The following is a 21,143-nucleotide window of genomic DNA, read 5'->3' as shown; positions in this document are numbered from 1 at the left end:
TCTGTCTTGGTGAGCCGGCTGCGCCGGCTCCCACCCCCGGGCGGGCAAGCCCGCCCGCGAGTTACCTTGTCCGCCAACCGCTTACGCGGCTGGCTTGAATGTGATTGCGGCGGTTGGTCTTTCGTGATTCGCGCCGCTGGCGCGGTGCCGTGGTGGTGACGTTGTGGCCGATCGTTCGGGTATTCGTTGCGCTGCAACCGCTTTCGCGGTTGGCGCCACCGCTTGCGCGGTGTTCCCGAATTGGCTTGCTGTTCAACGTCATACCGTAATACTACACCGCATCGCCGAAATCGCCTGTCTTTCAACCTGTCTACTCGTGTCGACACTACCGGCGCTCCGCGCCGTATCCCGATACAAAGGTGCCCGCAGATTCGGGGGGCGGATCTGCGGGCACCGGTCTATGTAACTGCTGATTCCCCCGTCACTGTAGACCCTGGCTTCCGTCATCGTCGTCCCGAGCTGCCGCGCCGCCGGCACACCCTTGCATCAGGGGGCCCGCCAATCGCCAACATCGGTCGTGTCAACCCAGTCGCCGGCATCGTCGGTCAGGCGGGTGTACAGCTCGTCGTGGCCCGTAAGAGACTCCGTGTTCGCGGCGGTGGCCAAGATTTCCGCGAGTTGCCGGCTGGTCGGATCGTCGGGCACGTGTGCCATGTCGAGCCCCGATAGTTGGAGCAGTTCCAACGCTTCCTCCCTTGGTGTAAGTGGTCTCGTAAACCACCGTCACCAGCTGCCTCAGCCTGATCGGCCTATCGGCCTTCTGACCGGTCATTTCGTTCGCACTACGCGCCGCAGCAGCCGCTGGCCCCAGCTGACCAGTATCCACAGGTACCAGGCCGCCAGGCCGTAGCCGAGCATCAGGCTCACTGGCGCATCCAGGGCCCAGCTGGCGGCACCGGCCAGGACCGCGACGATGATCGCGGCGCGCACCAAGCGCACCGCCAGCCGGATCATGCCGGTACCCCAGCGGCCGTCAGCGCATCGATCTTCGACGGATCGGTACGGAACTTGCCGCCATCGGTGAAGCACGCCACGGCGGTCCTGTGCACGTTGCGCAGCAGTTCCAGAGCGGCCTCATACCCTGCCCAGTCGACAATGCGCCACAGCACCGGCCCCATGTGCACGTCGGCCCAGTGGATCGTACGGCGTTGGATCGTGTCGAACCGCTCCTGAGGGACCACCGACCATTCCGGTGGCCGGGTCCACGTCACCGACAGCACCGCGACCCACGGCCAGTCCAAGGCTGCGCCAGACGGTTCGGTAGGCACCGTGCCCTGCACCCCGCGCAAAGCCTCACGGGCCGCACCGAAGGCTGCCAGGACCGCGTGCACCTGCGCCGCCGAGGTGAACCGCATGAACACGTCACCCCACTGCACCGACACCGTCGCGAGCTCTGTCCGCGCATCGTGCACCGACACATGCCCTGGCACTGGACGCACCACCACCATGGACCGGGTCACCACTCCGGCAGGAATACGCATCCGATCAACGACCGGAGATGACTCGATAACAGCTGTCATGGCATTCCCCTACCTGGGATTAGCGGGCCAGCCCCGATGGCGTGCCCTACGTCAGTGATCTTATCCGCAGCCACCGACAAAGGTCGGCTAAATGCCCACCGCCGCAGCGGATTACCGCACCATCTCACCACCCCGTGCCGGGTGGTGAGATGGTGCACGGCTGGGGATCGGCTAGCTGCGGTCCCGGTCGCGGCGTGCGTCGGCCAGCTCGCGCCGGTCCCGCCGGCGCTGCCGCCGCACCGCTTTCTTGTGGTCGGCACGGTCGGTGGGCAGGCGCCACGCACCCGTCCACGCCGCAACGCCGGCCTTTTTGGCTACCTCAGCCATGACACACCTCCTCTTTCCTCGCGCGCCGCTCCCGCACTACCTGCTCGATACCGTCCCGCGATTGTTCAATCACGTACAACACGTCCGCCTGCCGCGCATGCCCTCCGAAGCTCACCGACTCCTGCTGTCCATCGACGACACCGCGCCACCCGTAGTAGTAGAAACCATCGCCATGCCGGCAGTACTCCCACCGGCCAGCACCATCGGATGCCATCCACCAGTTCGGCTCACGCAAACGAAACTTCAACGCCGCCGCAGAACGCTCACCCATCCGACTCACTCCTCTTTCGCTTAGGTGCCCCGCAGACCCGAAGGCCTGCGGGGCTTCCCCTACCTGGGATCTAGAGGCCCGCCCCATGGCTTGCCAACACCACCGATCCTACCGACAGCCACCGACAACGATTTGCCCAAAACTTCACTGCACCAACGTCATACCGAATCGACAGAAGCCGCCATCTCACGGATAACATCCTCCGGAACCAACCGTCCGCCAGCCGCGCCGCGCGCCGCATTCCGGCGCAAGCACTCCGCCAACGGCGTACCAATCGTGACGATCTGCACCGGCACGCCATGACGGGCGGCCAGCTCCGCCCACCCGTCACGAAACTCGGTCTCCAGGTTGGTCGCATCGATCACCACCGACTGCCCCGCGCCCAGCGCGCGATCAGCGCGCAGGCTCTCGATGTCGGTCACCACAGCCTCTTGCTCGTCACTCAATCCGCTATACAGACCGAACAACTCGAAACGGACCTGGTCGCGATTGACCACCTGCCGACGCTGCGGCTCGACCTCGCACCACGCGGCCGCCCAGGTGCTCTTACCAGCGCCAGGCAACCCCACCAGAATGATCGCGACCTGATCGCTCATGACTGCTCCCCCTCGCTGGGATTTCGAGGCCCGCCCCATGGCTTGCCAACATCACCGATCTTACCGGCACCCGCCGACAACCACAGCCAATCCGGCGAACAGCTCACCGCCCCAGCGATATAACGCACCACCTCCCCACCCCGTGCCGGGTGGGGAGGTGGTGAGAAGAGGTGCCGGCCGCAGCGAGGGGCGCTGCAGCCGGCACCTCCAAAGGCTACTCGGCAGCGCCCGCGTCTTGAGCGTGTTCAGCTGCCAGCTTGCAGATCTCTGCAATCACCCCTGCCAGCGGCACATCTCCGGAGTGCTCGCGGTCCAGCTGCAGCTCCTGCTCCAGGAACGCCGTCCACACCTGCCCCGGGATCATCACCACATCAGTGCTGTCGCCGCCGGCGGCCGGCTCCGGATCGTCGTATCGGGGCGGATCAAAGAACTCCGCCGTCGGATCCTCCTCGACGTCGACAACGTCGATCACCGCCCGCTCGACGAACTCGAAACCGTTGTCGCGCAATCGCGCGAGGCCATTGCCCAGATCGCGCTCGGTGACATCGAAGTCGGGCCGCACTCGCACCGTCACCGAGTGGTGGGACTCTTCGACCCAGCTGATCACCACGGTCTTGTCGCGCGGCTCCAGGACGCCGGCGCCCGCCGGCGCGGCGGTCATATCAGCGACCGCCTTCCGGGCCGCTGGCGGCCACGCTGGCCGGCGCCGCCAGCCAGTCCGGCCGGGCATACGACCACGACGCCCCGTCGTCATCGGGCCGCTCCGGGAAGACGACGCCGGTGAAGTTGTCCCCGATCCGGACGGCGGTCGGGCCCGGCCGGCCATTGGAGGCCACCGTGGGGTACATCGCAATTCGCCGGCGAGCACCGCCCTCATTCGGGCGGACCTTGGTGAACGGCACCAGCCTCGACGGGTCATAACCCACGCCAACGGTCGTTCCCATGCGCGAGCTGTCCGCCGGGATCAGCAGCCGCCACTTGGGGAAATCCAGGTCCGATCCGCGCACCGTCACCGATTCCCCGGAGTTGAAGCGGAACGTCACGCGGGGCCGGAACTCGATGTCGGTCACCTCGACGGTGACCTCCCGCCAGCCCTCATCTCGTTTTGCGGTCTTGGCCATCGTGATGAGGGTCTTGGCGTCCGCCGCCTCCAACAGCATGTCGAACGCCGCACCGCTGTACTCGACACGTGAGGCACCGAGTGTGAACCGGTCCGTCGCGACGGCGATCAACTGGCCACCGCCGAATTCCAGACGGATCGTCTCCAGCATCGGCAGACCCAACGCCTTCGCGGTGGTGAACAAGATGGCATCCGACAACGCCGTATGCAGCGCTTTGGCCTTCAAGGTGTTCACCTCCGGCACCGCAGCACCCTGACCCTCGACGCTCACCGAGCTATCCAAAACAGCAGTCACAACAACTCCCCTTCCGGGATTCGTGGGCCTGCCCCACTGGCCAGCCCTACGTCGACGATTCTACCGGCCGACACCGACAGATTCGGTTCAAACGCCCACAGCTCCAACGTGTTATGGCGCGCCACCTCCCCAGCCCTGTGCCGGGTGGGGAGGTGGCGCTGGCGCGTCGTCGACGCCGGCCGAACCCGGACTGACCGCCTTGGCGGCAAGTGTCATCACTACGCGGACCGGTTGGCCCGTCCTCGGCGCAGGACGGTGCGCGCGTAGTCGGCCAGGGCGTCATCGCCGCGCCGGCGCAGCACGCGCTCGATGTTGTCGGGGTTGCAGTCCAACGCTTCGCTCAGGGCGGTGTCGGTCACGTCGCGGTGGCCGAGATGTCGGCGCATCCGCTGCCCGATTGGGGTGTCGGGGCGAATGACTTCTACGCCGAAGGTGCGGGCGCGGGTATCGAAGGCCAGCAAGAGTGTGTCGCCGTCTTTGGCTGACACGACGCCCGCAGCCTCACGCAGGGAGCCGACTCGAGCGCCACGTGTCGACGTCAGTGGCCACGTCACTCGCACGATGCACTGGGGGCCGGCGAACTGGCGATCTCCAGACGGTTTGATTCCGAGTGCGGCCGCGGCCGCAACTGGCAGTGCTAGCCCCGAACCGCGCAGCAGCTCGCGATCGACTGGTATCGACAAGCTGATTTTGTTGTCCCCGTTGCGGAATGCGCCCCGCACGCTGTTCAGGTCGGGGACTTTGGGCCAGCGATCACCTGCTTTGCGGCGCCTGATGATGCCGTCTTTGATGATGAACGCCAGCGTGTGCGTGTATGCGAAGACTGACGCCTCGGCGATATCGGGAAAGCTGGCTAGGACGTCGGCTGTGAGCTCGTCGACTCGGATGCTGCCGCCGGCGCGGTCGATGCGGGCACCGATGGCGTCGGCGATTCCGGAGTACTCCTCGACGTCCCAGACCCGCAGTCCCCACCGACGCCGGCTGGTGCGGATGAAGCGATCTCCCTTGTACAGCAGGGTCTTCAGCGACCCTTCGGTTTGGTCGATGTCGGATCCGATCGCGGACAGAATCTCATCGACAGTGGCGGGAGTGCCGCGCATGTGCAGCACGGCCTCGGCTCGGACCGCCGCCGTGTCGCCCCACGGGACGTACTTTCCGCGGTACCGCTTCACCTGGAGGTGGCTGCTGGCGTACGCCGCGGCGCTGCCTGGGGTCATGCCGGCCTGTTCGAGGACCTGGTGCAGTTGGGCGGCCGGCGGTGCCCCGTAGCGGGCGAATACAGCGTCGGCTGCTGCCGCGGCGCGCTCTTGACCACCTTCGGTCTGCCACCATTCGCCGGCCGGCGTGTACGGCCCGCCCACGTACAGGAGCACGTGGGCGACCTCGCTGCCTGGCTGGATACCGCGCTGCCGCAGGGCGGCGGTCACCGCCTTTGCCGGGGTGTACGAACCCAGTTGGCCGGCCAGCTCTCGGGCGCACTCTTCGACTTCCCGGTGGGCGGGGTCGGTGAGCAGTTCGGCGAATCTGGCCTGCGCTCGTGGCAGGTGCCTGCTCACCCAGGCCCAGTGGACGCCGATCTGCTCGGCGATGTCTTGGATGGTGCACTGCTGCGGCCCGAACAGCCGCCCGGACAGCATCAGTCGGTCGGCGTCGTCGAGCTCGTCGAGGAGGCGCCGGGTGGCTGCGACCGCGCCGACCCGTTTGATGGCCGCTGGCATCCGGTAGCGCTTCACGGTGTCCTCGGCCGCGTCCACCAGCGCCAGGACCGTCGCGTCGCCGGCGTATGGATAGCTCAGCAGTGATTGCACCGTCTCGCCAGCGATGTCGGCCCAGGTGGAGAATTCGGCGCCGAAGGCGGTGCGGGCCCGTACCGGCATCCGGGCGTAGGGGATCGGTGCGCTACCGATTGCGTCGAGGCCGGCAACGAGCTCACGCAGCGGTGTGTCCGCGGCCGTCTTAAGCCAGTGGTCGGGTCGCACCGCCGCATATCCCCCTCGTTTGGTGCCCGCCACTAACCGTTTGTGGCGGGCTGTCTAATCCATTTTCCCCTGCGCTGGGCGCCCTCAACACACTAATTGCGCCGGGCTACGCCACTGTGCGGCAGTTGTCGCATTCCCATCCGCGCTCGCACCTGGTACAGGTGTGCCGCTCCTCGCAAAGCCAGCAGCGTTGGTTGCGCTTACGCTCAGGCTCTGCCTGCCGTGGGTCAACGATCGGTCGGGACATGTCCTCCGGCGCGATGGCGCGGGCTGCGCATTCGCGCTGCAGCATGTACCGATGCCTGATCGCGTCGTCGCGAGCGGCTTGTTGTTCGGCGGTCATCGCCGGCCCGGCGCCCATCCGCAGGAAATCGCTGCACGTGGCCAGGCATTCGTCGCAGGGCCGGCCTTGCTCGCTGCTGGGGTTGGTGCAGCCCGGCAGGATGCACTTCGGCGCTCTGGCGCTGGTCATCAGGCTCGCCTCCATCGTTCGGTCGTTCAGCTGGCGATCGTCGCGGCGGCCGCGGCCTGTTCACGCATGGCCCACAGGTCGCGCATGTGGCAAGCGCCGATCGTGCCGTCGCAGGGTTCGCCGTGTTCGGCGCAGCCGCCGGGGACGATGCCACGGCGCCACCGCAGCGCCCACTTGACGCAGTTGGAGCAGCTGGTGTGGGTGCACCCCGGCAGACGCGGGTTCTTTCGAGCGTTGAAGCTCCACCCCAAACTATCTGCTGACGACAGGAGGTCTCCAAATAGCTTGAGACCTAGGGTTTTACAACCGTAGCCGTGGAGGGGTACTTCGGGGTCACGGTCGCGGATCGCTTCGAGAATGTCGCGGATTTCACTGGTGTGCTGGCGCCGGCACACCGACCCGACCCCGACCAGCGGGTAGTTGGACAGGTCGACGCCGGCCGCGGCGTACATGTCCCAGCACTGCAGGTACGTCTCGGCGGTTTGACCGCCTTGGAGTACGGGCATGAACGGTGACTCGGGGTGCCATTGGTCATCGCTGTCACGCCAGAGTTGTTCGAGCAGAACGAAGTTGGCGACGGTGCGGCGCTGGTGCTCCAGAACGGTGAGACCGGTCTTGGCGAGCATCGATTCTTCACACATCCAGTCCATCGGGCTGGCCCACTCGAGGTTGCCGATCTGCCGGTCGTAGCGCTTCACCGCGGCCACGTAGTCCTCGGGGGTGGTACGCCACCCGCCGTACAGAGACAGCTCGGAAAATCCGCCGCTGTCCAGCGCCCAGCCCATCCGCGCTTGCGGCAGGGCCTTGCGGCGGGCGAGGCGCCGGTGGGAGACAAACAGCGGCACACCAACATGATTGAGCCAACCGTCGATGTGAGTGCCAAGGTAGAAAATTGGTGCAGTGGCCATGGAAACCGTTCCCCTCGCTGGGATTTTCGAGCCCGCCCCAATGGCTTGCTCCGCGATACCGAGACTACATGGTCCTGCCGACAAATCATGAAACCGGCTCCCCACCAACGCCATAAAGCTGTGTCGGCGCTGGTGGACAGCGGCATCTACTTCAACGTCGTGAGGGAACTCAGTGCGTTCGAGGCTAACCCGGCACCACCGCCACCGGCCACGGCCAGCACGACCGCGCTCAGCACCAGGCGGCTGACGCGCTCGATCGCGTGCAGCACTTTGGCGGCCACGATGCCGGCGCCGGCGCCGATCATCACCGCGGTGCTGTGCTCGGAGATGAAGCTCACGATGTCGGTCACGTAGTTACCTTTCGGTGGTTCAGGCCGCGCCGGCCGGGACCGGGACGACAGCGGTACGGGCCAGGACGCCGTCCGCGGATTCCTTGATGGCCTTGACTTCCCGGTGGTGAAGGCCAGTGGCATCGGTGATGCTGCGGCCAGATTCGTTCTCGTCGTACATCCGCTGCAGGATTTCCCCGAGCTTCCCGTGACTCAGGTCGGCGACCTTGCGGTAATCGGAGACCTCGTCGCGGACCACCGCCGCGATCGATTCCCACCACAGCCGTCGTTCGGCAGGGGTGCTCGGACCGTTGTTGGCCGCTGCAGCCTCGACCGTCGCCACGGCCGCGGTCAGTGCCACGGGGACGTCGGTAGCGCCGGCTTCCGGCTCGGTGAGCGACAGCAGGCCCAGACTGGAGCAGATCAGCGACAGGTCCACCGCCACGGGCCAGAGCCAAGCGACGCTACCGAGGACGCCGAGCATGAGCATCAGATCGCGCAGCGAGAAGAACGACATGGTGAACGCGCACACCGCGACACCAACCGTTAGGAGTATGCCGACCCCGAGGACGATCGCGTCGACGAGCCGATAGTCGCGGCGCCGGGTGCGGATGAGCAGGGCAACCGAATGCGTCGACCCCAAGAGGACCGCGGGAGGCACCGCGGCCGCGATGGCTGCCAGGAACCGCCGATCGACCGGGGCGCTCATCCAGGCATGGATGACGTTGCCGCCGATCGACACCGCCATGGCGAACAGCAACCACCCCCAGAAGAACTGGCGGGCCTGGGACCGGGCGCGCTGCTCGGGCGTCTTGGCCGGCGCGGCCGGGCCCGGTGCCGGGTCGGCAGTAGCCGGGATGTCGACCTTGATCGGGGCCGCCGGCGGCGCCGCTGCCGGCGCACTGTCCGGGAGGGCGGTGGTGGCTACCGTCGTCGCCACGGTGTGGCCGTTGCGGGTGGGGGCGTCGTCGAGGACGGTCATGTCGAGCTACTTCCCTTCGTGTGGAGGTGGAGCGACGTCGGCCGGGATGGCCCGAATCGGTTTGCAGCGCAATGCAAATCGCGTGCGTTCGGGCATGATGGCCGGAGCGTAACAGGTCGAATGGACACGGTCGATAGATCGGTTTCGGGGCAGGTCAGCAGGGCTTTCCCTCCGCCATTCAGGCCGGGGCCGCGGTTTTTGGGCGGTCGTGCTTGCGGGCCTTGGCTGTGCTGGTGACGCTGACGTACTGTCCGCACTCCGGGCATGTTCCGCGAGGGCTGCACAGCCGCATGTTGGCGCCGGGCACGTACTTGCGCGAGCCTGGGCACTCGTTTGGGTTGAGGGGCTTGGGTGCTTGGGTGGTCCATTCCACGGGTGCCGAGGGGAAGCACTTGCTGCACAGAACGGTGCCGTAGGCCGCCACGGCGTCTGCCTCGGACTCGCCGGAAAGGTCGGGGAGCCAACCGATTCGGGTGGTGATGCGCAGGCTGTGGCACATCGTCGAGCTGTGGATGTGCCCTCCCTGCACCACGAAGAACCGGCTCCATTGGCCGTGGGTGCGCCATACCTCTTCGAGCTGCTCGACGACGGCGCGGGCAGCGGTGACCGCAGCGCGGGCCGCTGTGTGCGCGGCGAGTGCTTCGGCGGCGCGCTGTGGTGCGCGCTCCAGACGCCATGCGGCGATGGGGCCGAGGCTTTCGACGTTGCCGCCGGCCACTGCCTCGGCCGCGGTGATCGCGTCGGCGAGCGTCATGGTCCAGGTGGGCTCGCTGCTGCGGCCGCGGCGCCGCTCGGTGTCCCCGGCTGCGCGGTGAATGTTGTTGGCGGCGTTGTTCGCCTGGACCTGCGCGGTGTACAGGGCCGCTGCGGCTTCGGCCAGCTTCGCGTCGTGTTCTTTGGCCTGGGCCTTGGTGTAGGCGGTGGCGGTGCTGTTCGTGCTCATGTCTCCATCTTCACCACAAACTATTGATTGAGTCAACCCTAACTGTTGATTCGATTAATGGTTATGGGTATTGCGGTCCTCGCAAGTTGTTCAGGTCACTGGAGGGAGCCGAGACCATGAGCGTCATCACGACCGCACCTGTCAGCAGCGGCGATCCCCGCGTGTACACCGACCCGTACCCAACCGCCATCGGCACCGACGTGGTTCGGGAGGAATGCTGGAAGTGCGGCGGCGACGGCCTTTTTCACGGTGTCTCAGGCTGGAAGATCAAGAACCCCCGCGGCGCCGGCGCCATCAAGGGCTGCTTTGCCTGCATGGGGGTCGGGTACCGCCTGGTGAAGGTGTCCGCCATCCGCGCACGGGTCCGCCGCCAGGTCAAAGCCGCACTGCGCCACGACGCCGAGCAGGCCACCTACGCCGCCAATGCCGCGCGTTACGCCGCCGAGGAGTACGCCGCGGCCTGGGATGAGGCCTACGCCGAGCAGGCCCGCCGCGACGCGCTGAACAACACTCCTGCCGGCGACGTCGGCGACAAACTGCGCGGCCTCACCGGCCGCGTCGAGGTCGTGGCGTCGTTTGAAACGACCGGATTCCGCGGCTACGGCACCGATTACAAGCGACTGGTGGTCATCAAGCTCCCCACCGGCCAGGTCCTCAAGACCTCCGGCACCGGAGCCAACCTGCTGGGCATTGCCCGCGGCGACCTGGTCACCATCGTCTCGGCCACCGTTTCGGGCACCGGCGACTACAAGGGCCAGCTGCAGACGGTGCTCACCCGGGCCAAACTGCGCGTCGACGTCCCCGCCGGCGCGGCCGGCGACGCACCTGCCGAGGCCCGGCCCGCATGACCCATACCATTGAGCCGATCAACAGTTATGGTTCGCCGCCGGCGGCGACCCGGACAGAAACGGCACCGATGAACTGGACCACCTACCTCACCTACACCGCGCCGGGCCTGTCCCCCGCCGACACCGACGCACTGCGCGACACCCTCGGCGCCGTCGACCTGGCCTACGACCACAACGACGGCCGGCTGCAGGTGACACTCGAGGTGGACGCCGACACCCTGGATCAGGCCACCACGGCCGCCCTGGGCACCGCCGCGGCCGCCACCGGCCTACTCAAACCGATTCGCCTGTACGTCCTGTCCAGCGTCGACGCGGCGGCCGAAAAGGCCCACCCCGCACCGATCGACCTCGACTTGGTCGGTCTCACCGAGGTCGCCGGCGAGCTGGGTGTGTCACCTCAGCGCGCCGACAAGCTCGCCGCCTCCCCCGACTTCCCCCGGCCGGTCCTACAGACGCCCACCGGCCGTCTCTGGACCCGGGCGTCCGTGCGCGCCTTCAAGACAGTCTGGGACGAGACCAAAAATCCGCGGGGCGGCCGACGCCGCCGCACCGGCACTCCCGCCGAAAAGCACTGACAGCCAGCATCACTCAATCAAAGGAAGGTTCCACCATGACGCACCACCTGCCGATGACCGCCCACCACTCTGACCCATTCCAGCAGTTCATCAACGCCATGTTCCGCGGCGCCGGCTACCACATCGGCTACATCTTCGCCTTCGTGATCGCCGCGATCGTCGCCGGCTACTACTTGGTGAAATTCGTCCGCAGGAACCGAGGCGTCGATCCGCGGCCAGGGCGGCGGTAAGCCACCATGGCGCGGCTGATGAGCGTGGCTCTCACCACTGACGCGGTGCGCTCACGGCGCAAGACGGTCACCCGCCGCGTGGGGTGGCAGATGCTCAAACCCGGCGATCAGTTGACCTTGTGCCCCAAGGTCCGCGGGGGTCGCCACGGCGAGCAGCTCGACCGCATCGTCACCGTCGACGTCGTCTCGATATGCCGCGAACCCCTCAACGCCATCACCGCCGACGACGTCACCGCCGAAGGGTTCCCCGATATGACGCCGGCCGAGTTCGTCGAGTTCTTCTGCGCCACCCATCACGGCGTCACCCCGGCTACGGAGATCACCCGTATCGAGTGGCGCTATCCGCGGGGTGTGCCGGATCTCTGCGGCTGCACCGACTACGCCGCGTGCGACACCGTCATCGGCCCGTGCGCATGGCTGCACACCTACCCCGACAACACCGGGGTGTGCACGGGCTGCGCGAGCTCGGCTGGAGCCGCTGTGGCCTGGCGGTCAGGGTGTCTGGCGAACGCCAATGCAGTAGCGAGCAGGGCAGTCACCACGTCGATCGGAGCTCGTTAGCCGGCCAGACCCGAGAAGTTGTTGATGGGCGTGTCGCGAGATAGGGGAAGGCGTTAGATTTGCCCGGTGGCCCTGTTGGATGCGTTCGTTGAAGCCTCGCAGGAACAGCACCGCCGCTACTTCGAGATGTTTGGACCCAATGCCGAAGGTGGTGGGGGTCTCCGTGATTTGAGTGCCGGGGTCCGCAGCAATTTCATCCCTCGTATCCTCGGTGTCCGCGCGGGCGTGATCGGGACGGACTTCTCCGATGCGGTGTTGCGGTCCTATGCCCCAGCAACCAGTACGGATCATCTGCCGTTCGAGCGTGCTGCGCAGATGCTCGATGCCGGCGCCGAGGCTGTAGACACCAGTAGACGGATCAACATAGAGGGTGCGGCCGCGATCTTGGCGAACTCGCGGATGGAGGCCGCTGAGATTTCTGCAGTCCCCGATCCGGATTCGCCGGCTGGGCAGGCGCAAATCATCGAGATCGTTTCCAAGTATCAAGGCCGGTCAGCAGCGACGGTGGAGGAGTCCGTGGCAGCCGAGCAGGCTGCTGGCTTGAAAGCGATGAACGCCGGCGCCGGTGGTGACGAGTTGCCGAAGGGCACAGGAGCCCAAGCTGTGGACTACACCACGGCTCCGTTGAGCCCGCAGCAGCCGCTACCGGAAACGCCGTGGCAGTACAACATTGACTTCACCAGTGAAATCCAAGCATTCAAAAACGGTCAATTGCCGGTTAACGCGGGTTCGGTGGCATCGATCGACGATGTCTGGAACGAGCTCCACCGTTGTTTCAATTGCAATTTTCCCATGGGGGGAGCGCCGAAAGGGTTCCCTAACGTCGGTGACGAGCTCCCACTCGAAATCCGTACCGCCGGGCAGAAACTGTTGGATTTTCCGGTGCGTGTAACCGAAGTCCAGCGAACTGCGTCGGCAATCGATATCGAATTCGTGACCCTTCCCGGCCATGTCGATGGGCCTGACAGCATCATTCATTTCCGGTTCTTCGAACAGGGCGGTCAACTCCACCTCGCCACCCATGGCCTCATCACGCAAGGGCCGGGATCAGAAGATATTCCGATTCTTAGCCCCGCGCTAAGGTCGGGGTACACAGGCGTTGCTCATGCTGTGTGGCAGCCGTACATAAACAACTTGACCCGAAACATTGCTAATGCCAAGGGATACGTTACTTACGGGCCTGGTCAATGACTCTGGGGTCAAACGATGAGATTCGCACCACTCATGCGAATAAGTGTCGGGCAGCCGCCGTAGAATGAACGTATGAGTAAGAACCGGATTCAGTGGATGGGGTTCCTAGCGATAGGTCTCGCCACCGGAATTGGATTCTGGTTTCTTGTGACTTTTATCCTCGCCGCGGTGGGATTCTCCTTTTACGCCCTGCATATCGGCTCTTACGTTGCGGTGGTCCTTTGGCTGATTGCAGCTCCGTTGATTTACATCCGCATCAACAAGGCTCACACTCACACCGCCACTTACCGTATCGGGCCCATGCTCATGGGGATGGGCCTGATCCTCACGTACTTCGCCGTCGCTTGGGCAGTCTCTCACGGCTGACGGCGCAAGCGGCCGCACTCGAGCGCACCGCAATCACACGCATCAGAGACGCTGAGATTCGCCGTACCGTGCGATGCCGACGTTCATCGTCAGGAGTTGGTTGGCGGGCCGTCCATGAGCGCGCCGAGATGGCCTGGGATGCCGTGCTGGGTAAGCGCTTCGCCGTAGTTGTCTATGACGCTGGTGAGGAGCGCTCCGCTGGTCTGTAGACCGGCGGTGGCGCGTTCGAAGTGTTCGGCTGCTTGCCGGTAGCCGGCGACTCCGCTGAGGATGTCGTCGACCGACTTTCGGTACTGGATGAAGGCTTCGCGTTGGGTGGCCTGGGCCGCCAATAGAACTCGGTTGCTTTCCTCTGCGGCCAGAAGTTTCGCGGTCAGCTCGGTGTTGGCTTCGGCGAGGCTGCTGTTGACGGCTTGGAGACGTTGCACCTCGGCGGCAAGGGCGGCGTCTCCGCTGCGGGCAGCGGTGGCGCCAGCCGCGGGGCCTGAGGTGATTTGGTCGGCGTAGACGTACCAACGCCGCTGCTTAGAGCCCTGTTGGACGTACCCGGCGAGCTCGCCGCTTTCGAGCATGCGGCGGACGGTGCGCACGTCCAGGCGCATAGTTCGGGCTGCTTCGCGCGCGGTCATGGCTGGTCGGCCCGGTTGTGGGCTCGCTTCCAGTGTCATGCCGCCGTCCAAGAGTGCAGGGTGTGGCTCCAATTTGGAGCATTGATTATCGTACCGGCAGTGGCATGGTTTCGGCAGCGGCTTGACGTGCACCGATGTCCGGTAAGAAGACCTCAAATGCGTACTTGGTGGGCGACACGCCGCACGCGGTACACCGCGCAGGCTAGGTGGCGCCCTATTCTTCTCTCAACGTCCTATTAGTGGACATTTGCGCAGGTCGCAGATGACTTGTTTTCGGACTGAGCGGATAAGGAGCCGGGCGATGGCACGACAGAGCGGGACAGAGAAGGCGCGACGGAGCGTGAGCGGGTCGGAGAACCGCAAGTTGAAGCGCGTGGTGTCTTTCCGCATCGGCACTGACGAAGTGGCTGACGCCCTGGACGCGTACGCGGTCAGGCTTGGTTTTAAGAATGCGAACGACCTGGCGAGGTACCGTCTGGCCGGCGACCTTGAAGCCGCGTTGGCCTCGACTAACAGTGATTCTGGGGCGCTGGCGACGGCCTCGTAAGCCGCTGTCCCTGTAGTCACAGGCGTCACTTCAGTTTGCGGTCTACCGCGTGTCTATCGCGGTAGACCGCGTTTTCGCATGCGACCATTTCCTCAGTCTGTCGACTCGATTTGAGGGAGTGGGAGGTCCACATGCCAGTACGCCGCCAACCGAAGGCGGCCAACAGCCAGGCGCATGCCTGACACTTCACGCACGCGCTACGGCGTGATGAGTGCATCGGCCTCAAAGGCCACCGGATACCGCTCAGTGTGATCCAGATGCCGAATTCACCTCTGCCGCTTGATGACTGGCAAGAGGGTTATCCACCTGTCTAAAAGTTCGAAGCCCCCGGCTGGCAGGCCGAAGGCTTCGTGAGCCGAGTTCCCGCTCGGCCGGTGGTGCATATCCATTTCCCCTGAAGGGACACTTGATGATAGCGCATGCTCGCATGCAGCCGGCGTCGCTGTGACCCCGCGCGTCGGACACGACTGTGTCACGACCGCAGGCGAAAGCGTGTGGAAGTCGTTGGCGCCCTTGATGGCAGCCCGACCGACCATGCGCCTGTGGACTGCCGAGGAAGGCTTTGAGCACGCCTACGCGCTGACGCGGAAAGTGCCAGAGCAGCCGGCGGCTGTTCCGCTGTACAACCGCGGCCGCAGTCGGCTGCTCGCTCTGGACCTCGATGCGAAAAAGCTGGGGCCAGAAGCTGTTGCCCGCGACGCTCAGCGAATCCTGTGCTGGGTCAAGGATTGTGATGGCTCAGCTGTCGTCGATCAATCCACTTCCGGTGGCGCGCACATCCTGATCCCGCTGCAGCGCGCCGCCACCGTCGACGAACTTCGGCCGCTTCTGTACGCGCTCGCCGCCCGCTGCCCGACCCTTGATCCCACACCGATGCTCAACGACGTCACCGGCTGCATCACCGTCCCGGGTTCGGTCTGCCGTGAGGGCGGAATCAGGGTGCTCAAAGGCAGTGTCGCTCAGGCCGAGCAGGCGTTCACGCGCCGTAGCGGCCTCGAGTTCGTTGGAGCGCTGAGCGCGCTGCTCGCCGCCGAGCAGTCGTCCGCTGTGGCCTCGTCGACCCGGTTGGCGTCTTCACCGACGCTGTCTGAGGCCTTCGAGGGAGATGAGGTGGCCACCATTGCCCTAAGGCCCGTCTACCGTCGCCACAGCCCGATTCCTGCTGCTGTAGAGCAGTTCGCACGCACCGGGGCGATGCCGTCGGATGGCCGTTGGCCTAGTCGGTCTGAAGCGCGCCAATCGGTTCTCGCTCATGTGGTCTGGCGCGGTGCGACCCTCGCTGACATTCAGCAGCTGATGGCCGACCAATGGGCCGGCGGTTTGGGCGCGGCCTATGCGCGCTACGGAACCCGGGCACAACGGGCGATGCACCGTGACTGGCAGGCAGCTCAACGATGGGTCGCTGCGCAGTTGAGCACTTTCCACGCTGACACGCACAAGACAAAGCACACAGGGGGTAGGGGAGACTGGCCCCTACACGAACGGTGGCTCGCGCACGCCATCTGGTGGTGCGACCTAACCCTGCGCGCTCATCCCCAGCGTTGGAAAGTGGCTGCGGTCTTGCAGGGGCTGGCGGTATCGGCCGCGCGGGCTGGTGAGGTGGTCAATGGGGTTGCTGCCGTTGCGGTTGGGGGGCGGTCGCTGTCGATTGCCTCGGGTTTGATGTCGGAATCGACCGTGTGGGCGGTGCTGCGCTTGCTGCGGGATATGCCCGGCTCGCCTGTGCTCCTGGTGGCGAAAGGGTCAGGGCTTACCGCTGACCGTTACGCACTGACTGAGCCCGACGTCTTGGATCCTGCCCCCGGCGGCTCTGGTCGGCCGGCGGTGGTGGATGTGCACCCCGCATGGGCTGTGATCGGTTACCAGCACCGACGAATCTTTGAGACGATCACCGAGGCCGGGTTGCATTCTGTCCGTGAGATTTCCGTGGCGGCACGAACATCCTTGAGCTCCACCTATGACAGCGTCGCTGAGCTCGGCCGGTTGGGGCTAGTCAGCCGTGCGCACGGCTGCGTGAATGTCGGTCCGACGACATTGGACGATGTCGCCGAGCAATACCGGCTCGACGAGGAACGGGCACAACGCATCGCCGCGTATCGCGAGGATCGGCAAGCGTGGCGCGCCTGGCTCGGTGGCCGCCGCGACCCCGGCCCCGATCGTCCCGTCGCGTCCCCGCCGTCGACACCAATCGTCCAGGTGCTCAGCGCTGATGATGAACTGGCTTATCAAATGAGCGTGATGGCAACGGGGCCACCGGAACTGGAATACTCCATATCACTCGGGCTCGAGAGAACCGTCGCGCGCGGACGCAGGACATCGCCAGGGGTTACGGTTTGTTCCGCTTGAGATCGGTGGCCGGCAGTCTTGCGGCGGTCTCCTAAGCCAGGCGGCGGCCGGCGACCGGAGAGATCACACCCAAACGCATGAGGCCCCCCTTTTCTCTATTCTGAGAACCTCACTAGGCAGAGAGGGAGGCCATGCCCGCAGCCCTGAAAGCTGGGTCGGTCGCGACATTCGTTTTGACCTTGCTCATCTGCGCGGTCGGCTGCACCCCGGCAACATCACCGCAACCGACCACCAGCGCGGCTCCCCAGACTGTGGCCGGTACCACGCGCATCGAGTCACCAGCTGACTCAGTGAGCGGTCTGGCTAGACCAGGCCTTCACTGCTTCGACTCGGCCACCGATGCCGTACTTGCCGCAGCCCGGATCGACAACTACTACCTGCGTCGGCGGCTCGATTACGAAGCCAACCACCGCAGGTTTGACGCCGGGGGACCACTGATGCCGTACGGCTCCAACGAGATGGGTGAGGTCTCCGACCACCCCGACGACAAGCACTGCGTCGAGGTCACCACATACCTTTACGAAGACAGGTTCTGGCCACCGGCACCTTCAACGACGTCGGCCCCACGCCCGAGCCGGTAGGACAAGGCGATGCCCGATTGTGTGATCATGCAAGACCGCCAGGCTGTTGGTGCTGACGCCGACCTGACCGAGCTGCTGAGCTACAGCGTGAAACCGCCGGCGTGACCTCCCCACTGATCCTCAGCGCCGAGACACGGGCCTGGGCGCAGACCGCCAACTACACCATGACCGAGGACGAGGACGGCACCGTGGTCTTCCGCTCCGAAACCGATTCTTCCGCACGGTATTTCATCCGCCGACGCGGCGTCGACCGCCTGCAGCTCACCCAGTCCGATGAAGACGACGGGGAGCGTCCAGTACTGTTCGTCGCCCAGGCCGAAGTCCTGGAGCGCTACCTGTTGGCCCTGTTCGCGGACGATCTCCGCGAGGATTTGGACTTGCCGTTTCTCCCCCTGCCGTGGACCGTCGACCAGCTGGCGCCGGGCTTCACCATCTCGGACACCGTCCGCGGCTGGCGCACCCTGATCCGCACCGGGCACGGCTCGATCGGCGCCGCACCTGACCCCACCTTGAGTTTGGTGACGCTGGTCCCGCTGTCGCATCTGCTGCTGTGGCCGGCCGCGGCCATCAAAACCTCTTTCCTGCATGAGACCGGTGCGCCCCTGTTGCGCGCCGGTAGGTATGCGCCGGCGCCGTCCTGAATACGTTCATCGCGCCGCCCGTTGTCGCACCAGCGACCTAGGCTGTCGGTCATGGCCGGCGTCGACGTTCATCAGCAATGGGTCGACCACGTCGTCACGCAGCACGGTCAGGTGATTCGCGATCGCTTTGACCCGGCCACGCAGCCGGCGATGTCATCGAATGCCCGAGCGTGGCGGCGGTGGAATCCCGGTGACCACGACGTCGCGTGGGCGCTGGACCAGTACGGGCGGGGTGTGCACCGCACCGACCTCGCCGCCCTCGCCCGTGACCTCGATACGGTGGCAGACCGTCGCCGGGCGTTCGTCGTCACACTCTTGTGGGGTGTGGGCACTACCAATCGGTATTACGGCCGGCATGCCCAGGCGCTGGCCAGCCCCGATCTGGACGCCATGCTGGACAGGTCAGCAGGGGCCATCCGCCGGGGAGACCTCGCTGACGGGTGGTCGGCCATCTATCGCTTACCGGGCCTAGACTTCCGGTTCTTCACCAAATGGTTGTGGGTGACCGGTATCGGCGCTGGCTTGCCGGCCGCGCCGCTGGTATTCGATCAGCGGGTGATCAACGGCCTAGCCGCCAGGCACTGGCCGGCGCATCCCCGCCAGATCAACAACAAGCAGCGCTGGCTCAACTACTGCCGCGACGCCGCGGCCGTCGGAGACCGGTTGGGTATCGATGGCCAGTGGGTGGAGTACTGGTTGTTCAGCGGCGCACCCGCAGCATCTAACTAGGGCACTGTTCCATGGTGGTGGCGGTCATTCGAGTACCTGAGGTTCCGAGCGGTCGGCGTGCGCCCGACCTCGAGTTCGCTTGCGGGACTTGCGCTATCTGGCGAGTCTTGTGAGGCTCGCCGCAAGGATCCGGCTCATAGCTTCTGCTCGTGTGAGCTCGTCGGTGGATGCGAATCGGTCGAGTTGTGTCTTGAGCGTGGGCGATAGTCGCAGGTGGACTTGTTCACCGACTTCTGGGCGGCCGCGCGGCGGTGGGACCGTGCGTGGTTCGTTGATTTCAATCCAGGTCGCGGCGGCCGAGGCGGAGATGAACTTGTAGGTTCCGGCGCGCTTCTGGTCGGTCCACTCCTTGAGAACCCAGCGTCCGTCGGCTGTGCGGTAGAGGCATTCGTGGCTGTAATCGGTTCCGGTGGCGGCGCTTACGTAGTAGCCGCGCTCGTCGGCATCCTCGGAGTCATCGAGTTCGTCTTCGTCGGTGAAGTCGACCCAGCGCAGGTCTTCGGTGTAGAGGATGGATGCGCCTGGGTCGAACCAGCCGTCGGCTGTGGTGTCGACGTTGATCCTGTTCACGACCGCCTCCTGGATTGAGGATATTGCTTACTCAAATCATCGGCGCTATCGCGGTAACGGGCAATATCGGCTATTCGGCCCGAGGCCTGCGAGTGGGTGCGAGGCGGGCGGGCGCAAATGCAGCCTCCATAACCGCGATACGCGGTTCCGTGCACGGCGCATGGTAAATTCTCTGCGACACAACAGAACACAGCCCGTGACAGGACGATTCTTGTTGCTACGCAACATATTTCAGTGCCTAGCAAGGTCTGTGAAGCACGAGAGGTGCAGGCGGGACGCCACCGTGAAAGTGCGCGTGGGCCCGTTTCTATGCTTCGCCAAAATCACGTCCGCTTCACCAGCGCGGGGACTGTCTCTATCGTAGGCGTCCGGGCGATGGATCAGAAAGCACAGGTCGCAGTCCTGCTCCAAATTGCCACTCTCGCGAAGGTCGGACAGTTGCGGCACTTTGTCGACTCTTTGCTCAGGGCCGCGGTTGAGCTGGCAGACCGCGATCACCGGGATATCGAGTTCCTTGGCCAGAAGTTTGAGATTGCGGGAGATTTCACCCACCTCGGCCTGGCGTGAATCGAAGTGCTTGCCCGAGGTCATCAGCTGCAGGTAGTCCACCACAATCAGTCGCAGATCGGTTTTCTGTTTGAGCCGGCGAGCTTTGGCGCGGATTTCCATCATGGTCAGGTTCGCTGAGTCGTCGATGTACAGCGGGGCTTCGCTGATCTCCCCCATTCGCCGGGCCATCTTGGCCCAGTCGGCATCGCTGAGCCGACCCGAGCGCATATCGCCGAGTTTGATCCGTGCCTCCGCTGACAGCAGCCGCATCACGATCTCCGACTTGCTCATCTCCAGCGAGAAAATGATGCTGGGCATCCGGTGCTTGATCGAGCACGACCGCATAATGTCAAGGGATAGCGTCGATTTCCCGGCACCAGGGCGGGCCGCGATGATGATCATCTGCCCGCCGTGCAGGCCGGTGGTCAACTCGTCGATATCGGCGAACCCTGTCGGCACACCACCACCGAGGCCGTCACCGGACTGGATCGCGTCGAGCTCGTCCATCGTCGGCTGCAGCAGATCGTCGAGCACCGCGAAGTCTTCCGAAGAGCGCTGCTCGGTGACGTCGAACATCTCGGCTTGGGCGCGGTCGACCACAGCGGCGATATCAGCACCCTCAGCGCCGGCGTAGCCGTACTGCACGATCCGGGTGCCGGCCTCCACCAGACGCCGCAGCATCGCCTTCTCCGCCACGATCCCGGCATAGAAACCGGCGTTGGCGGCTGTTGGCACCATCGAGATCAGGGTGTGCAGGTACGGGGCTCCCCCGATCCGCGTCAGCACACCACGCCGATCCAGCTCGGCAGCCACGGTGACCGCATCCGCCGGCTCGCCCGACCCGTACAGGTGCAAGATCGCGTCATACACCTCGGCGTGGTTCGGCCGGTAGAAGTCGCTGGGCCGCAGCTTGGCCAGCACGTCGGCGATCGCGTCCTTGCTCAACAGCATCCCGCCCAGCACCGACTGTTCGGCAGCCAGATCGTGCGGCGGCTGCCGATAGTCGCCCCGCTCATCGGCCGCCGGCTGGCGGCGTCG

The 21,143-nt window shown here is 65.3% G+C and carries 27 protein-coding genes and 1 pseudogene; 11 read left to right on the top strand and 17 right to left on the bottom strand.

Translation table 11 applies throughout. The annotated features are described in order from the left end of the window. Positions 1 to 486: 486 nt before the first annotated feature. From ACJH6I_RS24435 to ACJH6I_RS24370, 14 genes are all read right to left on the bottom strand, one after another. Positions 487 to 684: a hypothetical protein gene (locus ACJH6I_RS24435; RefSeq protein WP_406784697.1), complete on the bottom strand. Its 198-nt coding sequence runs from the start codon at positions 682 to 684 to the stop codon at positions 487 to 489. 84 nt (positions 685 to 768) lie between these two features. Beyond that, positions 769 to 954, bottom strand: coding sequence for a hypothetical protein (locus tag ACJH6I_RS24430; protein ID WP_406784696.1), 186 nt, complete (start codon positions 952 to 954; stop codon positions 769 to 771). Then, positions 951 to 1,520, bottom strand: a complete 570-nt coding sequence (locus ACJH6I_RS24425; protein ID WP_406784695.1) for a hypothetical protein — start codon at positions 1,518 to 1,520, stop codon at positions 951 to 953. Before ACJH6I_RS24425 ends, ACJH6I_RS24430 begins: the two co-directional genes overlap by 4 nt. 171 nt (positions 1,521 to 1,691) lie before the next feature. After that, complete coding sequence (locus ACJH6I_RS24420) at positions 1,692 to 1,847, bottom strand: hypothetical protein (RefSeq protein WP_406784694.1); 156 nt, start codon at positions 1,845 to 1,847, stop codon at positions 1,692 to 1,694. Further along, positions 1,840 to 2,118, bottom strand: a complete 279-nt coding sequence (locus tag ACJH6I_RS24415) for a hypothetical protein (protein ID WP_406784693.1) — start codon at positions 2,116 to 2,118, stop codon at positions 1,840 to 1,842. The genes ACJH6I_RS24420 and ACJH6I_RS24415 overlap by 8 nt, the downstream gene beginning before the upstream one ends. 158 nt (positions 2,119 to 2,276) lie before the next feature. Then, positions 2,277 to 2,714 (bottom strand): AAA family ATPase, encoded by a 438-nt coding sequence (locus tag ACJH6I_RS24410; RefSeq protein WP_406784692.1) that lies wholly within the window; start codon positions 2,712 to 2,714, stop codon positions 2,277 to 2,279. A gap of 214 nt (positions 2,715 to 2,928) precedes the next feature. Next, positions 2,929 to 3,375: a hypothetical protein gene (locus ACJH6I_RS24405; RefSeq protein ID WP_406784691.1), complete on the bottom strand. Its 447-nt coding sequence runs from the start codon at positions 3,373 to 3,375 to the stop codon at positions 2,929 to 2,931. Between the two features lies 1 nt (position 3,376). Next, entirely contained in the window at positions 3,377 to 4,129 is a 753-nt protein-coding gene (locus ACJH6I_RS24400; RefSeq protein WP_406784690.1) for a hypothetical protein, read from the bottom strand. A gap of 218 nt (positions 4,130 to 4,347) precedes the next feature. Further along, entirely contained in the window at positions 4,348 to 6,108 is a 1,761-nt protein-coding gene (locus tag ACJH6I_RS24395) for a hypothetical protein (RefSeq protein ID WP_406784689.1), read from the bottom strand. 106 nt (positions 6,109 to 6,214) lie between these two features. Beyond that, complete coding sequence (locus tag ACJH6I_RS24390) at positions 6,215 to 6,595, bottom strand: hypothetical protein (RefSeq protein WP_406784688.1); 381 nt, start codon at positions 6,593 to 6,595, stop codon at positions 6,215 to 6,217. 11 nt (positions 6,596 to 6,606) lie between these two features. Then, the gene (locus ACJH6I_RS24385; RefSeq protein WP_406784687.1) at positions 6,607 to 7,425 is read right to left on the bottom strand and encodes a hypothetical protein; all 819 of its coding nucleotides are present in this window, start codon (positions 7,423 to 7,425) and stop codon (positions 6,607 to 6,609) included. Positions 7,426 to 7,634: 209 nt separating this feature from the next. Continuing rightward, positions 7,635 to 7,838: a hypothetical protein gene (locus ACJH6I_RS24380; RefSeq protein WP_293023768.1), complete on the bottom strand. Its 204-nt coding sequence runs from the start codon at positions 7,836 to 7,838 to the stop codon at positions 7,635 to 7,637. A 19-nt stretch (positions 7,839 to 7,857) separates the two neighbouring features. Further along, a complete protein-coding gene (locus tag ACJH6I_RS24375; RefSeq protein ID WP_406784686.1) occupies positions 7,858 to 8,799 on the bottom strand; it encodes a DUF2637 domain-containing protein in 942 nt (313 codons plus the stop codon). Between the two features lie 178 nt (positions 8,800 to 8,977). Beyond that, positions 8,978 to 9,742 carry a hypothetical protein gene (locus ACJH6I_RS24370; protein WP_406784685.1) on the bottom strand — a complete coding sequence of 255 codons (765 nt, stop codon included), beginning with the start codon at positions 9,740 to 9,742 and terminating at the stop codon, positions 8,978 to 8,980. A 116-nt stretch (positions 9,743 to 9,858) separates the two neighbouring features. Between ACJH6I_RS24370 and ACJH6I_RS24365 the strand changes: the two genes are divergently transcribed. The 6 genes from ACJH6I_RS24365 (at position 9,859) to ACJH6I_RS24340 (ending at position 13,513) form a co-directional block, all read left to right on the top strand. Further along, positions 9,859 to 10,590 (top strand): hypothetical protein, encoded by a 732-nt coding sequence (locus ACJH6I_RS24365; protein WP_406784684.1) that lies wholly within the window; start codon positions 9,859 to 9,861, stop codon positions 10,588 to 10,590. A gap of 68 nt (positions 10,591 to 10,658) precedes the next feature. Further along, the gene (locus tag ACJH6I_RS24360) at positions 10,659 to 11,165 is read left to right on the top strand and encodes a helix-turn-helix transcriptional regulator (RefSeq protein ID WP_406784683.1); all 507 of its coding nucleotides are present in this window, start codon (positions 10,659 to 10,661) and stop codon (positions 11,163 to 11,165) included. 35 nt (positions 11,166 to 11,200) lie between these two features. Then, positions 11,201 to 11,395, top strand: a complete 195-nt coding sequence (locus tag ACJH6I_RS24355; protein ID WP_406784682.1) for a hypothetical protein — start codon at positions 11,201 to 11,203, stop codon at positions 11,393 to 11,395. An 18-nt stretch (positions 11,396 to 11,413) separates the two neighbouring features. After that, the gene (locus ACJH6I_RS24350; RefSeq protein ID WP_406784681.1) at positions 11,414 to 11,956 is read left to right on the top strand and encodes a hypothetical protein; all 543 of its coding nucleotides are present in this window, start codon (positions 11,414 to 11,416) and stop codon (positions 11,954 to 11,956) included. 66 nt (positions 11,957 to 12,022) lie between these two features. Beyond that, positions 12,023 to 13,147 carry a hypothetical protein gene (locus ACJH6I_RS24345; protein WP_406784680.1) on the top strand — a complete coding sequence of 375 codons (1,125 nt, stop codon included), beginning with the start codon at positions 12,023 to 12,025 and terminating at the stop codon, positions 13,145 to 13,147. A gap of 72 nt (positions 13,148 to 13,219) precedes the next feature. Then, entirely contained in the window at positions 13,220 to 13,513 is a 294-nt protein-coding gene (locus tag ACJH6I_RS24340; RefSeq protein WP_406784679.1) for a hypothetical protein, read from the top strand. Positions 13,514 to 13,602: 89 nt separating this feature from the next. On the opposite strand, the gene ACJH6I_RS24335 is transcribed toward ACJH6I_RS24340, so the two are convergent. Further along, positions 13,603 to 14,193 carry a helix-turn-helix domain-containing protein gene (locus ACJH6I_RS24335; RefSeq protein WP_406784678.1) on the bottom strand — a complete coding sequence of 197 codons (591 nt, stop codon included), beginning with the start codon at positions 14,191 to 14,193 and terminating at the stop codon, positions 13,603 to 13,605. Between the two features lie 250 nt (positions 14,194 to 14,443). On the opposite strand from ACJH6I_RS24335, the gene ACJH6I_RS24330 reads away from it, so the two are divergent. The 5 genes from ACJH6I_RS24330 (at position 14,444) to ACJH6I_RS24310 (ending at position 18,986) form a co-directional block, all read left to right on the top strand. Then, entirely contained in the window at positions 14,444 to 14,689 is a 246-nt protein-coding gene (locus tag ACJH6I_RS24330) for a hypothetical protein (protein ID WP_406784677.1), read from the top strand. A 516-nt stretch (positions 14,690 to 15,205) separates the two neighbouring features. Next, on the top strand, positions 15,206 to 17,035 hold the full coding sequence (locus tag ACJH6I_RS24325; RefSeq protein WP_406784676.1) for a hypothetical protein: 1,830 nt from the start codon (positions 15,206 to 15,208) through the stop codon (positions 17,033 to 17,035). A gap of 290 nt (positions 17,036 to 17,325) precedes the next feature. Then, positions 17,326 to 17,616: a hypothetical protein gene (locus ACJH6I_RS24320; RefSeq protein WP_406784675.1), complete on the top strand. Its 291-nt coding sequence runs from the start codon at positions 17,326 to 17,328 to the stop codon at positions 17,614 to 17,616. A 101-nt stretch (positions 17,617 to 17,717) separates the two neighbouring features. Next, the gene (locus ACJH6I_RS24315; protein ID WP_406784674.1) at positions 17,718 to 18,257 is read left to right on the top strand and encodes an Imm61 family immunity protein; all 540 of its coding nucleotides are present in this window, start codon (positions 17,718 to 17,720) and stop codon (positions 18,255 to 18,257) included. A gap of 51 nt (positions 18,258 to 18,308) precedes the next feature. Next, on the top strand, positions 18,309 to 18,986 hold the full coding sequence (locus tag ACJH6I_RS24310) for a hypothetical protein (RefSeq protein ID WP_406784673.1): 678 nt from the start codon (positions 18,309 to 18,311) through the stop codon (positions 18,984 to 18,986). A gap of 93 nt (positions 18,987 to 19,079) precedes the next feature. Here the strand turns inward: ACJH6I_RS24310 and ACJH6I_RS24305 are convergent, their stop codons facing one another. Further along, the gene (locus ACJH6I_RS24305; protein ID WP_406784672.1) at positions 19,080 to 19,556 is read right to left on the bottom strand and encodes a hypothetical protein; all 477 of its coding nucleotides are present in this window, start codon (positions 19,554 to 19,556) and stop codon (positions 19,080 to 19,082) included. Between the two features lie 231 nt (positions 19,557 to 19,787). Next, positions 19,788 to 21,104: pseudogene (dnaB, locus tag ACJH6I_RS24300) on the bottom strand (replicative DNA helicase); the annotation flags it as partial. Positions 21,105 to 21,143: the final 39 nt, after the last annotated feature.

It is taken from the genome of Mycobacterium sp. SMC-13, assembly GCF_045311035.1.
Lineage (GTDB): Bacteria > Actinomycetota > Actinomycetes > Mycobacteriales > Mycobacteriaceae > Mycobacterium.
This window is presented reverse-complemented; position numbering and strand designations above follow the sequence as displayed.

What these genes read in the sequence shown, in the direction of transcription:
- ACJH6I_RS24325 (WP_406784676.1), top strand. Translation starts at nt 15,206, where the DNA reads ATGGCAGCCCGACCGACCATGCGCCTGTGGACTGCCGAGGAAGGCTTT.
- ACJH6I_RS24375 (WP_406784686.1), bottom strand. Translation starts at nt 8,799, where the DNA reads ATGACCGTCCTCGACGACGCCCCCACCCGCAACGGCCACACCGTGGCG.
- ACJH6I_RS24425 (WP_406784695.1), bottom strand. Translation starts at nt 1,520, where the DNA reads ATGACAGCTGTTATCGAGTCATCTCCGGTCGTTGATCGGATGCGTATT.
- ACJH6I_RS24340 (WP_406784679.1), top strand. Translation starts at nt 13,220, where the DNA reads ATGAGTAAGAACCGGATTCAGTGGATGGGGTTCCTAGCGATAGGTCTC.
- ACJH6I_RS24430 (WP_406784696.1), bottom strand. Translation starts at nt 954, where the DNA reads ATGATCCGGCTGGCGGTGCGCTTGGTGCGCGCCGCGATCATCGTCGCG.
- ACJH6I_RS24405 (WP_406784691.1), bottom strand. Translation starts at nt 3,375, where the DNA reads ATGACCGCCGCGCCGGCGGGCGCCGGCGTCCTGGAGCCGCGCGACAAG.
- ACJH6I_RS24390 (WP_406784688.1), bottom strand. Translation starts at nt 6,595, where the DNA reads ATGGAGGCGAGCCTGATGACCAGCGCCAGAGCGCCGAAGTGCATCCTG.
- ACJH6I_RS24360 (WP_406784683.1), top strand. Translation starts at nt 10,659, where the DNA reads ATGAACTGGACCACCTACCTCACCTACACCGCGCCGGGCCTGTCCCCC.
- ACJH6I_RS24370 (WP_406784685.1), bottom strand. Translation starts at nt 9,742, where the DNA reads ATGAGCACGAACAGCACCGCCACCGCCTACACCAAGGCCCAGGCCAAA.
- ACJH6I_RS24365 (WP_406784684.1), top strand. Translation starts at nt 9,859, where the DNA reads ATGAGCGTCATCACGACCGCACCTGTCAGCAGCGGCGATCCCCGCGTG.
- ACJH6I_RS24420 (WP_406784694.1), bottom strand. Translation starts at nt 1,847, where the DNA reads ATGGCTGAGGTAGCCAAAAAGGCCGGCGTTGCGGCGTGGACGGGTGCG.
- ACJH6I_RS24330 (WP_406784677.1), top strand. Translation starts at nt 14,444, where the DNA reads ATGGCACGACAGAGCGGGACAGAGAAGGCGCGACGGAGCGTGAGCGGG.
- ACJH6I_RS24350 (WP_406784681.1), top strand. Translation starts at nt 11,414, where the DNA reads ATGAGCGTGGCTCTCACCACTGACGCGGTGCGCTCACGGCGCAAGACG.
- ACJH6I_RS24355 (WP_406784682.1), top strand. Translation starts at nt 11,201, where the DNA reads ATGACGCACCACCTGCCGATGACCGCCCACCACTCTGACCCATTCCAG.
- ACJH6I_RS24410 (WP_406784692.1), bottom strand. Translation starts at nt 2,714, where the DNA reads ATGAGCGATCAGGTCGCGATCATTCTGGTGGGGTTGCCTGGCGCTGGT.
- ACJH6I_RS24415 (WP_406784693.1), bottom strand. Translation starts at nt 2,118, where the DNA reads ATGGGTGAGCGTTCTGCGGCGGCGTTGAAGTTTCGTTTGCGTGAGCCG.
- ACJH6I_RS24310 (WP_406784673.1), top strand. Translation starts at nt 18,309, where the DNA reads ATGGCCGGCGTCGACGTTCATCAGCAATGGGTCGACCACGTCGTCACG.